Origin of the sequence: uncultured Amphritea sp. (assembly GCF_937127095.1) — a bacterium.
In the GTDB taxonomy this organism is placed as follows: domain Bacteria; phylum Pseudomonadota; class Gammaproteobacteria; order Pseudomonadales; family Balneatricaceae; genus Amphritea.
Map to the genome: position 1 here is coordinate 13673 of NZ_CAKZLP010000068.1, position 15600 is coordinate 29272.

At 51.5% G+C, this 15600-nt stretch carries 17 protein-coding genes; 2 read left to right on the forward strand and 15 right to left on the reverse strand.

Features of this window, described 5'->3' with window-relative positions; genetic code table 11:
- Positions 1-31 precede the first annotated feature (31 nt).
- The 12 genes from recJ to ffh form a co-directional block, all read right to left on the reverse strand.
- Entirely contained in the window at positions 32-1765 is a 1734-nt protein-coding gene (gene recJ / locus Q0499_RS17350) for a single-stranded-DNA-specific exonuclease RecJ (protein WP_299201954.1), read from the reverse strand.
- On the reverse strand, positions 1758-2567 hold the full coding sequence (locus Q0499_RS17355) for a YdcF family protein (RefSeq protein ID WP_299201957.1): 810 nt from the start codon (positions 2565-2567) through the stop codon (positions 1758-1760). The genes recJ and Q0499_RS17355 overlap by 8 nt, the downstream gene beginning before the upstream one ends.
- Positions 2568-2639: 72 nt before the next feature.
- Positions 2640-4034 carry a threonine synthase gene (gene thrC / locus Q0499_RS17360; RefSeq protein ID WP_299201960.1) on the reverse strand — a complete coding sequence of 465 codons (1395 nt, stop codon included), beginning with the start codon at positions 4032-4034 and terminating at the stop codon, positions 2640-2642.
- A gap of 28 nt (positions 4035-4062) precedes the next feature.
- Positions 4063-5358 (reverse strand): homoserine dehydrogenase, encoded by a 1296-nt coding sequence (locus Q0499_RS17365; RefSeq protein WP_299201963.1) that lies wholly within the window; start codon positions 5356-5358, stop codon positions 4063-4065.
- A gap of 203 nt (positions 5359-5561) precedes the next feature.
- The gene (locus tag Q0499_RS17370; RefSeq protein WP_299201966.1) at positions 5562-6302 is read right to left on the reverse strand and encodes a DsbC family protein; all 741 of its coding nucleotides are present in this window, start codon (positions 6300-6302) and stop codon (positions 5562-5564) included.
- Positions 6303-6495: 193 nt separating this feature from the next.
- A complete protein-coding gene (xerD, locus tag Q0499_RS17375) occupies positions 6496-7371 on the reverse strand; it encodes a site-specific tyrosine recombinase XerD (RefSeq protein WP_299202216.1) in 876 nt (291 codons plus the stop codon).
- Positions 7372-7481: 110 nt separating this feature from the next.
- Positions 7482-7898 (reverse strand): hypothetical protein, encoded by a 417-nt coding sequence (locus Q0499_RS17380; protein ID WP_299201969.1) that lies wholly within the window; start codon positions 7896-7898, stop codon positions 7482-7484.
- Between the two features lie 169 nt (positions 7899-8067).
- Positions 8068-8427 carry a 50S ribosomal protein L19 gene (gene rplS / locus Q0499_RS17385; RefSeq protein WP_299201972.1) on the reverse strand — a complete coding sequence of 120 codons (360 nt, stop codon included), beginning with the start codon at positions 8425-8427 and terminating at the stop codon, positions 8068-8070.
- Positions 8428-8443: 16 nt separating this feature from the next.
- On the reverse strand, positions 8444-9193 hold the full coding sequence (gene trmD, locus Q0499_RS17390; RefSeq protein ID WP_299201976.1) for a tRNA (guanosine(37)-N1)-methyltransferase TrmD: 750 nt from the start codon (positions 9191-9193) through the stop codon (positions 8444-8446).
- 3 nt (positions 9194-9196) lie between these two features.
- On the reverse strand, positions 9197-9730 hold the full coding sequence (gene rimM / locus Q0499_RS17395; protein WP_299201979.1) for a ribosome maturation factor RimM: 534 nt from the start codon (positions 9728-9730) through the stop codon (positions 9197-9199).
- 31 nt (positions 9731-9761) lie between these two features.
- Entirely contained in the window at positions 9762-10001 is a 240-nt protein-coding gene (rpsP, locus tag Q0499_RS17400; protein WP_299201982.1) for a 30S ribosomal protein S16, read from the reverse strand.
- Positions 10002-10505: 504 nt separating this feature from the next.
- A complete protein-coding gene (ffh, locus tag Q0499_RS17405) occupies positions 10506-11897 on the reverse strand; it encodes a signal recognition particle protein (protein WP_299201985.1) in 1392 nt (463 codons plus the stop codon).
- Positions 11898-12155: 258 nt separating this feature from the next.
- On the opposite strand from ffh, the gene ccsA reads away from it, so the two are divergent.
- Complete coding sequence (ccsA, locus tag Q0499_RS17410) at positions 12156-12941, forward strand: cytochrome c biogenesis protein CcsA (RefSeq protein WP_299201988.1); 786 nt, start codon at positions 12156-12158, stop codon at positions 12939-12941.
- 110 nt (positions 12942-13051) lie between these two features.
- Positions 13052-14332: an HlyC/CorC family transporter gene (locus tag Q0499_RS17415; RefSeq protein WP_299201991.1), complete on the forward strand. Its 1281-nt coding sequence runs from the start codon at positions 13052-13054 to the stop codon at positions 14330-14332.
- 27 nt (positions 14333-14359) lie between these two features.
- Here the strand turns inward: Q0499_RS17415 and Q0499_RS17420 are convergent, their stop codons facing one another.
- From Q0499_RS17420 to Q0499_RS17430, 3 genes are read right to left on the reverse strand one after another with little or no spacing between them, the layout of a single operon-like run.
- Entirely contained in the window at positions 14360-14662 is a 303-nt protein-coding gene (locus Q0499_RS17420) for an MTH1187 family thiamine-binding protein (RefSeq protein WP_299201994.1), read from the reverse strand.
- Positions 14663-14675: 13 nt separating this feature from the next.
- Positions 14676-14873 carry a DUF1289 domain-containing protein gene (locus tag Q0499_RS17425; RefSeq protein WP_299201997.1) on the reverse strand — a complete coding sequence of 66 codons (198 nt, stop codon included), beginning with the start codon at positions 14871-14873 and terminating at the stop codon, positions 14676-14678.
- A 50-nt stretch (positions 14874-14923) separates the two neighbouring features.
- A complete protein-coding gene (locus tag Q0499_RS17430) occupies positions 14924-15517 on the reverse strand; it encodes a CoA pyrophosphatase (protein ID WP_299202000.1) in 594 nt (197 codons plus the stop codon).
- Positions 15518-15600: the final 83 nt, after the last annotated feature.

Here is a 15600-nt window from a genome sequence, read left to right on the forward strand (position 1 = left end):
ATAGCGCTTAATCAAAAAAATTGCTGCCTGATCAGAGGGGCAGCAGGTGGTCAATCATCAGTTGCAGGCTGCGTTGCCCGCGAAATTCATTTACATCAAGCCGATACACAGCACGCACCCGCTGAATGGCATCATTGGGCCAGAGGGTAGTATCCGCATTAAAGTGGATCGCATCAATGGCGGTACCACTTTCCGGCTCCATTAATACCAGCTTCAGGTGCCGCTGGCCGACGATCCGTTGCTGCAACAGGGAGAACTCGCCATCAAACAACGGCTCCGGAAACTGATGCCCCCAGGGACCCGATTCACGCAGTAGTTCAGCCATCTCCATCGACAACTCAGCACCGGATAAACAACCATCGGTCAGCACCGCATGCTGCAACTGTTCAGCACTCAGCTGACGCCGCACCTCGGCATCAAATGCCTGTTGAAACAGGCCCAGATTCTCTGCTGCGATGGTCATGCCAGCCGCCATCGCATGGCCGCCAAACTTTTTCAGCAGTTCCGGATGTTTAGCCGCAACAGCATCAAGCCCATCGCGGATATGAAAGCCGGCCACAGAGCGCGCCGAGCCTTTCAGTTCGCCCGCATCACCGATGGCAAATGCCACCACCGGGCGGTTAAGCTTCTCTTTAATTCTCGAGGCCAGGATACCGATAACACCCTGGTGCCAGTCCGGATCATAGAGACAGAGACCGAAGGGTAACTCCCCTTCAGCATCCAGCTCAAGCTCATCCAGCAGTGCTACCGCCTGCTGCTGCATCTCCTGTTCAATCCCCCGGCGCTCCTGATTCAGGGTATCCAGTTGCAGCGCCAGTTTCTGCGCACGTTGCGGGTCGTTGGTCAGCAGACACTCGATACCGATCGACATATCGTCCAGGCGACCCGCAGCATTCAACCGGGGGGCCAGAGCAAAGCCGAGATCAGTCGCCGTCAGACGACTTCGCTGTCGTCCGCTAATCTCAATCAGCGCCATGATACCCGCTCGCGCTTTGCCCGAGCGGATCCGCTGCAGCCCCTGATAGACCAGGGTGCGGTTATTCTGTTCCAGCGGCACGACATCCGCCACGGTTCCCAGCGCCACCAGATCCAGTAAACTCCCCAGATTAGGTTTAGCAAGGCCTCGCTGCTCAAACCAGTTCAGCTCTTCCAATGCCCGGCGCAACGCCGTCATCACATAGAAGATAACGCCCACACCACAAGTAGATTTCTCACTGAAGCGACAGCCCGGCTGATTCGGGTTTACAATCGCACAGGCATCCGGCAACTGGTCGCCGGGCAGATGGTGATCGGTAATCAATACATCGATGCCCAGCGCATTCGCTTCAGCGACTCCGCTGACACTAGAGATACCATTATCTACCGTGATAATCAGGTCGGGCTGCTGCTGAGCCGCCACTTTTACAATTTCAGGGCTTAAGCCATAACCAAACTCAAACCGGTTGGGCACCAGATAACTGACCCGGTTGGCACCCATCATACCCAGCCCCAGCACCCCCAGTGCGGTACTGGTGGCACCATCGCAGTCAAAGTCACCGATAATCAGAATATGCTGATCCTGCTGCAACGCGAGAACCAGTCGTTTGACCGCCTGTTCCAACCCGAGCATATCCCGGCCGGTTTGCAGCTGTTGCAGGCTTCGCCCCAGGGCATCCGCATCATCCAAACCGCGACTGGCATAGATCCGCGCCAGCAGCGGATGCACCTGATTAAACACATGACTATTCAGGTCGGCCTCACGGCGACGAATCATAAGCTCACTCATTCTGACTAATATCCAGAGTGGCTGATGGAAACAGTTCGTCGGTTTTATCGGTCAGATAATAAGCGCCCAGACCGATCCACTCACGCACACCGATCGACAGCTCATACAGATTGCGACCGAGGTCAGCCCGCCAGCTGTTTAATCCCACCGGCCTGGAGTAGTAATCCACCGGATAGGGGATCACATTCCAACCCTGACCACGAAAGATGCCCACTGAACGCGGCATATGAAATGCCGAAGTCACCAGCAACCAGCCACGGGGATCTGCAAAATCGGTTTCCGGCGGCAACACGCCCTGACTGTAGATGGCGTTCTCAAAGGTGTTACGGGAATCACGCTCAAAGATGACCCGATCATCTAACTGCTGTTGCTGCAACCAGGACTGCTGCACGTCGGCACCTCGAAACTCAGGCTTAAGTACTAAACCCGAACCACCGGTGAGGATAACCGGCGCATCAGCATAACGCTGCAGCAGTGGTGGAATCACCATATCCCGCTCTGCGGCCATATTAAACTGTGGCTGCTGCCAGATGGAGCTTAGCTCCGCCTCTTCTGCGCCGCCCAACACAATAATTCCGGCAATCTCTTCAGGCAGTGTCACTGGCTGAGAAAAACGTTTTTCCAACGGCTGCAACAGCAGATCACCGGCTGGATAGAAGGTGATAAACAATAAGCAAAAAGCGACTATAGAAGACAGCGTGCGCCAGCCTTTAAACAGCGCCAGCACCAGTATCAGGATAAGCAGATTGCCTGGATTCGCTAACACCCAGAAACCTTTCGACAACAGAAAAAACAGATCCATGCTTATTATCCCCCAATAAAAAGCCCGTTAAAGCCAGAGACTCTAACGGGCTATTATCAAAGCAGCAAGTAATTACTTATTGTGAACGTTATCAGCAACAAACTGCTGTACTGTCGCCAGCTGGTTAGGCAACACAGTAAACCGCTCTTCACGCTCAAACAGATCTGCCATATGGGCTGGCAGCTGAGGTGATTCCAGGCCTGCTTTCAATACGGCTTCCGGAAATTTAACCGGGTGAGCAGTCGATAATACAATCATCGGCACACTGGCATCACGATTACATTCACGACCGGCAGCAACGCCGATAGCGGTATGCGGATCCAGCAGATAACCGGTTTCAGCCGCGACTTTGGCAATCACTTCACAGGTGGCTTCGTCGTCACAGGCATAGCTGTCGAACAGTTCACGCACCGCTTCCCAGCGCGACTTATCTAACTGAACCGGCTGCGTTTTGAACTTAGCCATCAGTTCGCTGATCGCAGCACCATCACGGCCATAAACATCAAACAGCAGACGTTCAAAGTTGGACGACACCATGATATCCATAGACGGAGACAGGGTATGAACCAGCTCACCCTTGCTCATATCATTACCGGAGATAACCCGGTGCAGGATATCGTTCTTATTCGTCGCCACCACCAGCTGGCTGATCGGCAGACCCATCTGCTTCGCCAGATAACCGGCAAAAATATCGCCGAAGTTACCGGTCGGCACAGAGAACGCCACTTCGCGATGGGGACCTCCGACCGCCAATGACGCAGAGAAGTAGTAAACGATCTGGGACATAATCCGCGCCCAGTTGATCGAGTTTACTGCACCCAGTTTACGACCACCGAGAAAATCCTGATTGGCAAAGCTGTCTTTGACCATCTCCTGACAATCATCGAAGTTACCTTCCAGGGCGATGTTGAACACATTATCTTCGACAATAGTGGTCATCTGCTTGCGCTGCACTTCGGACACCCGGTTATACGGATGCAGAATAAAGATATCCAGATGTTCGCTGTGACGACAGCCTTCAATGGCAGCGGAACCGGTATCACCGGAGGTAGCCCCCATAATCACCAGACGCTCCTGACGCTTGCTCAGGGCATAATCCATCAGACGACCCAACAGTTGCAGAGCAAAGTCTTTAAATGCCAGAGTCGGGCCGTGGAATAGCTCCAGTACCCACTCGTTGGTGCCCAGCTCTTTCAGTGGCGCAACCGCAATATGGTTAAACCCCGCATAGGTGTCGTCGATCATCTGTTTCAGATCGCTGTCTGCCACACAGTCATCAACGAACGGCTTGATAATCTTGTACGCCAGTTCGTTATAGGGCAAACCCGCCCAGGAGGCGATCTCCTCCTGAGTGAACGTCGGCAGAACTTCCGGCACATACAGACCACCATCGCTGGCCAGACCGGCCAGCAGTACTTCTTCAAAATTCAGTGCGGGAGCCTGGCCCCGGGTAGAGATATATTTCACTGTCTAAATTCCTGCTATTGCGATTGCCTTAGAGATGTTCAACACGGATACGGGTAACCGGTTCATTGACGTCAGCCAGCGCTTCGATTTTAGCGATTGCCTGATTCATCCGCTTCTCTTCAACATCCTGAGTCAGAATGATGATAGGTACCTGTTGCTGATGGGTCTCTTTCTGCACAATGGCATCAATACTGATCTCTAACTCGCTCAGAATGGTGGCAACCTTCGCCAACACGCCGGGACGTTCATTGACGGTCAGACGCAGGTAATAACCACTGGTAATAGCATCGACGGGCAGAATCGGCATCTCAGACAGACTGCCTGGCTGAAACGCCAGATGCGGCACGCGGTTATCACGATCAGCAGTCAGGGTCCGAACCACATCAACAATATCAGCCACGACGGCAGAAGCGGTCGGTTCAGCACCGGCTCCGGCACCGTAATACATAGTCTGGCCGACAGCGTCACCATCCACCAGCACCGCATTCATGACGCCATGAACATTCGCCAGCAGCGCTTTCTCCGGAATCATAGTCGGATGCACCCGCAGTTCAATGCCTGTTTCAGTACGACGACTGATGCCCAGATGTTTAATGCGGTAACCCAGCTCTTCGGCGTACTGCACATCTTCAGCAGTGATATTACTGATGCCTTCGGTATAAGCTTTATCGAACTGCAATGGGATGCCAAACGCGATGGAGGCCAGAATGGTCAGTTTATGGGCAGCATCGATCCCCTCAACATCAAAGGTCGGGTCCGCTTCGGCATAGCCGAGTGCCTGCGCTTCCGCCAGTACATCGGCAAAATCACGGCCTTTGTCACGCATCTCGGTGAGGATAAAGTTACCGGTGCCGTTTATGATCCCCGCCAGCCAGTTGATCTTGTTGCCGGAAAGTCCCTCACGGATCGCCTTGATGACCGGAATACCACCGGCAACCGAGGCTTCAAAGGCCACCATCACGTTCTTTTTCTGTGCCGCTTCGAAGATCTCATTACCATGAACAGCGATCAGTGCTTTGTTAGCAGTGACAACGTGCTTACCATTTTCAATAGCGGTCATCACCAGTTTCAGCGCGGTGTCATAGCCGCCGATCAGCTCAACCACGATGTCGATTTCGGGGTTGGTGGCTATTTCAAAAATATCCCCTGTAATATGGGTACCAAAGGTGTCGCAATCGGGATTTACACGACGGGCGCCTATCGATTCTACAACGATGCTACGACCCGCACGACGGGAGATCTCTTCGGCGTTGCGTTTCAGTACATTAAAAGTACCGCCACCAACGGTGCCAAGACCACAGATACCAACTTTTACAGGTTTCAAACCATTACCTCGCGCTATTACTATGCTATTCGAGCGGCAGACATTTCTGCGGTTAAAAAATAGGCACGCATTATAGCTAAATCCAAGCCTAAGCTCTATGCAGCGTCCAGCCCAATGCAAAAAAAATCCATACTGAATAATGCAGCGACAACAAAAAGGGAGCTCATCGCTCCCTTATTACAACACAGTGTGACAGAAAGGGTTTAGTTAACCACACCCAGCATCTTCGCCAACTGATCAGCAGGCATATAACCTGGCACCAGAGTACCATCCTGCAGCACCAACGCCGGGGTGCCGGTCACACCCATTTTTTGTCCAAGCTCATACTGACTCATCACCGGACTGCTTTCACAGCTAAGCGAAGGAATTGTCTGGCCCGCTTTAGCCTGAGTAAACCGCTCTAGCTGATCCTTTTTATCCGCACACCATATAGATTGCATCACCTGCTCTGTTTTAGAGCCGGCTCCCGCACGAGGGAACGCCAGGTAACGAACCTCAATACCCTTCTGATTAATCTTAGCCATCTCCTGATGCAGCTTACGACAGTAGAAACAATCCGTATCCGTAAAGACCGTCATATGCGCCTTAGTTTCACCAATGGCCGGAAAGATAATCATATCCTGCGGATCAAGCGTCGCTAACTGCTCTATGCGGCCTGTTTTTTTACCCTCTTCGGTAAGGTTCACCAGACGCCCATCCGGCTGAACTTTATACACTTCGCCAACAATAAAGTGACTGCCAGCCTCATTCACATAAAGCTTTTCTCCGCTGGCCAGCGTGACTTCATACAGACCGGGAAACTGTGCATCAGCCACGGCAACGATGGGTACCTGACTACTGAGGGCACTCAATGCTGAACGGATAGCCGCTTCTTTACTCTCATCCGCTGATACATTAAAACTCAGCAGAGCCATCGCCACTATCGTGAAAAATATTTTTTGCATAATGTCCTCAACTATCCTTCCGCTCTTCGAAAGAGATGCCCAAAAAGGTGATATCGCAGGGGTTCCGGTTAACATACTTAAAAAGCCATCCGCCTTTAAGACGTCAAAAGGGCTACTTAGTTTCCGGACTGACCTAAAACTACACCTGAAAACTGAAAACAACCTGAAAGCAACCTGTAAACAGGGCCGACTGTCACCCCCGCGGGTGGTGCTGTTTGTGCAGCGATTGTAACCGATGACGGGCTATATGCGTATAAATCTGTGTAGTAGAGAGGTCACTATGGCCCAACAGCAACTGCACAACACGCAGATCAGCGCCATGATTCAGCAGATGGGTGGCAAACGCGTGACGCAACACATGAGGTGATGGCAATTGCTCCACCCCGGCGGCCAGACCGTGACGTTTTATCCGGTGCCAGAAGGTTTGCCGGGTCATCTGCTGGCCTCTGCGACTGGGAAATACCACTTCATTCGCAGCATCATCAATCAACCCAGGGCGCCCCTCTTTAAGGTAACGCACCAACCAGTCGGCCGCCTCATCGCCCAGCGGCACCAGACGCTCTTTATCCCCCTTACCTATAACCCGGATAACCCCCTGCCGCAGATTAATCTGCGACAGCTGCAATCCGACCAGCTCACTCACCCGCAAGCCTGAAGAGTAGAGCATCTCCAGCATTGCCCGATCGCGAAAACCAAGCACATCACCCAGATCGGGGGCCTGCAACAGGGCTTCCACCTCAGACTCACTCAGGGTTTTAGGTAACGGCCGCCCACGCTTGGGGCTTTCCACCTGCAACGTTGGATCTTCGACTAACACCCCTTCGCGCAACAGATAGCGAAAGAACCCCCGCAGACACGACAGTAATCGCGACGTCGAACTGGCTTTCATCCGCTGACGCACACGCCAGTTAAGGTAACTCAGCAGGTCTGTGCGACAGGATTCAAGCAGATAAGCGTTGCGGCTATTCAACCAACAAGCATAGATAGAGAGATCACGGCGGTATGAGCTGAGAGTATTTTTACTCAACCCCTTCTCCAGCCAGAGTGCATCGATGTACTGTTCAATCAGTTCAGAATCGCGGGGGGATGGATGCTCAGCGGTCAGCCGGGCATCAGTTGATGGCTGTTCAGTCAATAGTTCGCTAGTCACTCAGAGAAGGATCCGTTACGGGTACAGTATCAACGTAACACTTTCAGCCCGGAAAGCTTCGTTTTATCAATAGGATAGCTTGCGCTACCCTGACCAAGATGCTCATCGATATATAATATATCGCCATCCACACTCTTAAGCGTACCCTCAACCTTACGGCCAAAGTAGGTTTCCAGTTTTACCCAACTACCGACATATGCGGCTATCTCTTCATGGCTAACAGACTCATAGCGTTTCTCCACTAATTCCTGCTGGGTATGACCACCCAGCACTGCCCGCTGAATAGCCTCACGGGTAGCCTGCCGGTGTGCATCTTCCTTGCTCATGGCAGCACTGGTCCCTGACTCACTATGTTCAGTACGACCTGTTACGTTATCATTGCCTGCATACACAGCGATAACCATCAGCAGGAAAACAGAGCCCAGCCCGATCGATAGTCTCTTCAATGCCCAAACCTAAACAATAGTAAGCGTTGAAACTCTGAAGCCCAACATATCCCCAGAATCCGATAAGTACATCCTGCCTACATATTAATACGAGTTCAACACTGTCGCGAATTACAGGCAATAAAAAAGGCGGCTAAAGCCACCTTTTATACTCAAACTGGTAAGCAGATTACTTAGACAGTTTTTCTTTAATACGTGCAGACTTACCACTACGTTCACGCAGGTAGTACAGTTTAGCCTGGCGCACGTCACCGCGACGCTTAACTTCAATACTGTCTACAGTAGACGCAAAAGTCTGGAAAGTACGCTCAACACCCACACCGTGAGAGATTTTACGAACAGTGAACGCAGAGTTAACGCCACGGTTACGCTTACCAATCACAACACCTTCAAACGCCTGTAGACGCTGACGGGTGCCTTCAACTACTTTTACCTGAACAACAACGGTATCACCCGGTGAAAATTCTGGTACTACTTTGTTCATCTGTTCAGCTTCGATCTGCTGAATGATAGAGTTTTTGCTGCTCATAGCACGCTCCTAAATACTAACCCTGAGACGCTTCTGTCTCACGGATAAATTCGGTTAACAATGTCAGCTGCTCTTTGGTCAGTTCAAGGTCTTCCAGCAGTTCGGGACGCCGTTTCCAGGTTCGCCCTAGCTGCTGTTTCAGACGCCAGCGTCTGATCGCCTCGTGGTTACCGCTAAGCAACACATCAGGTACGGACATATCGTCGAGTTTTTCCGGTCGGGTGTAGTGAGGACAGTCAAGCAGCCCATCACTAAAGGAGTCTTCTGCGGCTGAATCCTGATGGCCAAGCACCCCAGGAACCAGTCGGGACACCGCATCGATCAGCACCATTGCTGGTAGCTCGCCGCCACTGAGAACAAAATCCCCCAATGACCACTCTTCATCGATTTCGCTATCCACAAGACGCTCATCAATACCTTCATAGCGCCCTGCAACCAGAATTAACCGCTCTGCAGCGGCCAGCTCCTTCACCCCGGCATGATCGAGTCGGCGCCCCTGCGGTGACAGATAGATTACTCTGACCTTATCACCCGCAGACTGTTTCGCTGCCTGGATCGCGTCCCGCAACGGCTGCACCTTCATCAACATTCCAGGACCACCGCCATAAGGGCGGTCATCCACGGTTCGGTGTTTATCCCTGGTGAACTCACGAGGATTCCAACACTGCACATCCAGCAAGCCGTTGCGCACTGCTTTTCCGGTGACTCCGTGACGAGTTATCGCCTCAAACATCTCCGGAAAAAGGGTTACAACACCGATCCACACCGGTTAAAACTCCGGATCCCAATCGACCCGAATCGTACCTTCTTCAAGGTTTATCTCTTTTACCACCTGATCCGGCAGGTAGGGAATCAATCGTTCGCGACGATCAATGCTCTCTGCGTTACCTTTCACTACCAACACATCGTTAGATCCGGTAGAGATCAGATGACTCACCTTACCCAGCTTTTCGCCGGACTCGGTTAATACTTCAAGCTTTTCCAGCTGGCTCCAGTAGAAGTCTCCCTCTTCCAGTTCAGGAAGCAGATTCTTCTCAATCGCAATATCAACACCACAATAGCTGCGTGCAATATCCCGATCGTCGACCCCAGCCAGCTTTGCGACCAGCCCTTTACCGTGTCGTTTACCGTCCGCTATCTTGAACGGTTTCCACTGACCATTAATGTTCAGTAGCCACGGTGAATATTCGAGGATGGTCTCCATCGGTTCGGTATGGGAATACACTTTAACCCAGCCCTTAACACCATAAAGTGTGGTGATTCGCCCGACGGTTATTATATCTTCAGACGTATAGCCACTCATCACTCAAACCCGACTGATTGCTTAAAAATGTTTACTTAGCGTCTTTAATCAGCTTCGCAACACGATCAGACAGTTGCGCGCCTTTAGCAACCCAGTAATCAATACGTTCCTGGTTGATGCGCAGACTTTCTTCCTGGCCTTTTGCCAGTGGATTGAAGAAGCCAACACGCTCAATAAAACGACCGTCACGCGGATTACGAGAATCAGCCACAGTCAGGTGATAAAACGGACGCTTTTTAGCGCCACTACGAGCTAGACGAATAGTTACCATGCGTTAGGTCCCTTTATTAAGTGAGTTTTGAAATCGCTCACAGTTTACAGATAACAGCCCCGTTCCGGGTTCTGACAGAACACCGACGCAGACCGCACCCATTTAAAAATCAGGTGCGGCATATTACGTGAATTTTCCGCCCCTGTGAAGCTTTTTGATTATTTAATAATCACATGATTATAAAACGGTTAAACGTGAAGAAAGCCAGCAGAGCCGCCCATACCACCCGGCATCATCCCTTTCATACCGCGCATCATTTTGGCCATACCGCCTTTGGTGGAGCAAAGCTCTTATAGAGAGTTCATCATCTTTGCCATCTGCTTATGATACTTAAACAGTAACAGGATCACATCCGCGGGAAGCCTCCAGGGCCGCCCATACCACCCGGCATCATCCCTTTCATACCGCGCATCATTTTGGCCATGCCGCCTTTTGTGGAGCAAAGCTCTTATAGAGAGTTCATCATCTTTGCCATCTGCTTATGTTGCCGAAACAGCAGCCGGATCACATTCGCGGAAAACCACCAGGGCCGCCCATACCACCCGGCATCATCCCTTTCATACCGCGCATCATTTTGGCCATGCCGCCTTTTGTGGAAAACTTCTTCATCATCTTGGCCATCTGCTTATGCTGCTTGAGCAGACGGTTCACATCCTGAATCTGGGTGCCTGAACCCATCGCAATACGCTTTTTCCGGGAACCACTGATCACATCCGGGCGTTTACGCTCATGGGGGGTCATCGAGTTGATGATCGACTCAAACTGCTTAAAGCCTTTCTCGGCATTCGACAGGTTAGCGCCCTGCATCGCCGGAGCCATCTGTCCCATGCCCGGCAGTTTATCCATCAGCGACGCCATGCCGCCCATGTTGCTCATCTGCTGCAGCTGATCACGGAAGTCTTCCAGATCAAAGCCTTTGCCGGTTTGAACCTTTTTAGCAAGTCGTTCAGCTTTCTCTTTATCGACCTTCTGCTCGACCTCTTCGATCAGAGAGAGCACATCGCCCATCCCCAGAATCCGGGAGGCGATACGGTCCGGGTGGAACGGTTCCAGCGCATCGACTTTTTCACCCACACCGAGGAACTTAATCGGCTTGCCGGTGATATGGCGAACCGATAACGCAGCACCACCGCGGGCATCACCATCGGTTTTAGTCAGAATCACACCGGTCAGCGGCAGCACATCATTAAATGCTTTTGCCGTATTCGCCGCATCCTGACCGGTCATCGCATCAACCACAAACAGGGTCTCGACCGGTTTGATCGCGGCGTGCAGCGCCTTGATCTCATCCATCATGTCGCTATCGACATGCAAACGACCGGCGGTATCAACAATCAGTACGTCAAAATGTTTGATTCGGGCGTGATGGATCGCCGCATTAACGATATCGATCGGCTTCTGATCAATAGAGGACGGGAAAAAGTCCACTGACACTTCAGCGGCCAGTGTTTCCAGCTGCTTGATCGCTGCGGGACGGTAGACGTCGGCAGAAACGACCAGCACTTTTTTCTTCTCCCGCTCACGCAGAAAACGTGACAGTTTAGCGACCGAGGTGGTTTTACCCGCCCCCTGCAGACCCGCCATCATCACAACCGCGGGCGGCTGGACAGCCAGGTTAAGGCCTTCGTTGGCCTCGCCCATCACTTTTTCCAGTTCTTGCTGGACAATCTTTACGAATACCTGGCCCGGGCTCAGACTCTTACTGACCTCAGTGCCGACAGCACGCTCTTTGACGTTGTTAATAAACTCTTTAACAACAGGCAGCGCCACATCGGCTTCCAGCAGCGCCATTCGCACTTCACGCAGAGTGCCCTGAATATTGTCTTCGGTCAGTTTTGCCTGGCCCGTGACCGATTTAAGCGTTTTCGCCAGACGATCCGTCAGATTCTCAAACATAGTTACGCCTTGAGGTATTAAATCCGCTACTGTTTATGCCAGAGGCCATCTTTACAGCCTCTCTGTTACAGTAAAATAAAGTCCAGCATTATACAGCAGCCGCGCGCTTTAGGAACCTGATAATCCGGTTACTGACGATTCCGTAACCCGGATTATCGCAACCCACATCAATTGGCCCGGTATCAATATTTCATCACACTCATATTTGTGACACACTTAGCGCCTGCAAACTCTATGGAACTGATGAGCTAACCGCAAATGCATATTCTGCCCGCAATTTTCGCCATTATCTGTTATCTGATCGCTGCTATTTTACAGTGGCAGGTCTTCAGCGGACGCAGTATAAATAGCTCGATGATCCGCCTGATCGGCTTAATCGCCGTCATCAGCCATGGTTATTCTGCCTATCTTGACCTGCACCGTCCGACCGGCATTCACCTGGAGTTCTTCAGTGCCGGCTCGCTGATCGGCTGGCTGGTCGCAGCACTGGTAATACTCAGCTCCCTGCGACAAAAAATCGACAACCTGTTTATCGGCACCTTCCCGCTGGCCGCAACAGCCCTGTTCTTCACCCTGTTCGGGCTGGATTCAGATGTTGGCAAACATTACGATGCCGGTCTGGTTATCCATATTCTGATCTCTATACTGGCCTACAGCATCTTTACCCTGGCAGCGTTTCAGGCAGTACTGCTGGCAAAACAGGAATATCAGCTTAAACATCACATCACCCGGGGTTTGCTGCGTTCACTGCCACCGCTGCAGACCATGGAAACTCTGCTATTTGAGATGATCTGGGTGGGTCTGATTCTGCTGACCCTGTCGCTGATCAGTGGCGCTATTGTATTTGATGACCTGTTTGCCCAGTATCTGGTGCATAAAACTGTACTGTCTATTCTCGCCTGGCTGCTTTATGCAACCCTGCTGGTGGGCCGTCACCTGCTGGGCTGGCGCAGCCACAAGGCGATCCGCTGGACCGTCGGCGGCTTCATCGTACTCATGCTGTCCTTCTTTGGCAGCAAGTTTGTGGTCGAGTTACTGCTGTAATACAACAGCCCCGATGAGAAAACCGTGCCACTGAAACCTTAGTATGCTTGACAGTATCGGGGGTTAAACCCGACAATGTCTTTCCAATTAGCAACCATAGGTTTACCGTCTTGGAAGGCGCATCGATTGAGTCCCTTATGGGACTTCTCTTTTTTCTGATTCTCTGTTCAGCCTTTTTCTCGAGTTCTGAGACAGGCATGATGTCACTTAACCGTTATCGGTTACGGCATCTGGTAAAAAACCGACACAGAGGCGCCGTTAAGGCTAACAAACTACTGAAACGCCCGGACCGACTGATTGGTGTAATTCTGATCGGCAATAACTTTGTTAATATTCTGGCGTCATCAATTGCCACAATCATTGCAGTTCAGCTCTGGGGAGAGGGTGGTATATTCATCGCCACTGCCGCCCTGACCATGGTAATTCTGATCTTCGCAGAGGTCTCACCTAAGACCGTCGCGGCGCTTTATCCGGAAAAAATTGCCTTTCCTGCCGCCTATGTGCTCCAGCCATTGCTGAAACTGCTCTATCCGCTGGTGTGGTTTGTCAATCTGATCACTAACAGCCTGCTCAAACTGATCGGTGTTAAAGTCACCGCTGGCGAGAACCATCATCTCAGTACCGAAGAGCTGCGCACACTGGTAAATGAATCCGGAGCCGTACTGCAACAGCGCAACCAGTCGATGCTGCTGGGCGTGCTGGAACTGGATGATGTCACCGTCAACGACATTATGATTCCCCGTAACGAAGTGATCGGCATCGACATGGATAATGAGCTGGATGTCATTATTGATCAGCTCAGTAATACCGCTCATACCCGTATGCCGGTCTATCGCGGCGAGCTGAACAAAGTTGTCGGCATATTACATATGCGCAATCTTGCGCAGGTGTTCCGTCAGGATTCGGTGACAAAAGCGGCGATTCTTCAGGTGATCCACGAACCTTATTTTGTCCCTGAAAGCACCCCGTTACAGACCCAGCTGCTTAACTTTCAGCAGGAGAGCCGCCGCATCGCGCTGGTGGTGGATGAGTATGGTGATATTCAGGGCGTGGTTACCCTGGAAGATATTCTCGAAGAGATCGTCGGCGAGATGTCGCTGAACGGTAAAGAGGACAACCAGGATATCTACCCACAGACCGATGGCAGTTACTTTATTGATGGCACAGCCAACATCCGTGATGTAAATAAATCACTTAACTGGAACCTGCCCACCGAAGGCCCAAAAACAATTAACGGGCTGGTGATGGAGATTCTGGAAGCGATCCCGGATGCGAATATCTGTATGCTGATAGGCAACTACCGGATTGAAACGTTGCAGGTGAGTGATAACCAGATAAAAACTATCCGCGCTATCGAGCTACACCGGGACTTTGAAGAGGAGGAAGAGTAACCCTCTTCCTGCTGTTTTTAGCGCTGTTTACTCCTCCAGCTTTGCTTTAACGCTGTTGATCTTGTCATCCATTGTCTGCTCCCGGTCGGTACGGGTACCTATGCGCATACTGCTGCTGATCCGTACCGCCCCCATCCCATGCACCACTTCGTGACAGCGCTTAACCGCCGCAAACACCTCATCCCACTCACCCTCGATATTGGTGCCGTAAGCGTGCATCTGATGAGACAGGCCTGCGTCCTGCAGCACCCGCTGGCAGGCGGTCACATAGGCCGATACCGAGGTACCCACACCCACCGGCACCACGCAAAGATCGATCATTACGTTCATTGGCACTTCCGTCTCAAGACTGTTTATCCTGCTCTTCACGCTCTCTGATCAGCGCCCATACGGTTTTTTTCTCGTCATCCGTCAGCACGCCCCATTCAGCAATCTCTATACCTGTACGACGACAGGCGATACAGAGATCTTTCTCGTCCAGAGCACATACACCAATACAGGGTGAACGGATGGGACGGGGTGGAGCAACATCATTGTTCATATTTTTTATTTCTGTCAGGTTAAAGAAAACAGGTTTTCATCAGAAAACGCTTAGCAGATGCTGTGTTCCGGTCGAACCTTCATCGGAATCCGGGCATCAAATCCAACATTCAGCAACTCCACCAGCATATAGGCGGTCAGCCCCCAGATAATATCGCCTTCAAACTCATACGCGGGGACATAATGGGTCATACCACGAAAAAGTATTTTATCAGTATGGTGACGCCGGTCATCCAGAAAAAAACTCAACGGCACCCGATGAATCCGGTCCAGCTCATCCAGGTTAGGGATCAGCTCAACACCCTCGGGGATTATTCCCACATAGGGACGCACCTGGAGCTTATGCTTTGATAGCACATCCCCCAGAGGGCCGATTATCTGTACATTTTCCGGTTTAAGGCCCACCTCTTCCTCGGCTTCACGCAGCGCGGTAAACAGCAGGTCGGGGTCGGTATCATCACGTTTACCACCAGGAAATGCGATCTCACCACTGTGGGTGCTCAGATGATCACAACGACGGGTCAATATGACTTCAGGATCGCCCGATTTATCGGTCAGTGCAATCAGCACACTGGCTTGCGGGCCTCCATTATCAAGGGTCCTTGGAGCATAGCGGACTAATCGTTGTTTCAACTGATTTATCATGGCGCGTTACTGTGAATGACTTCCGGCTAACGATGGATAATATCTCAACATCATACCGCCGGTTTCGATGAATGTTTAGTTTT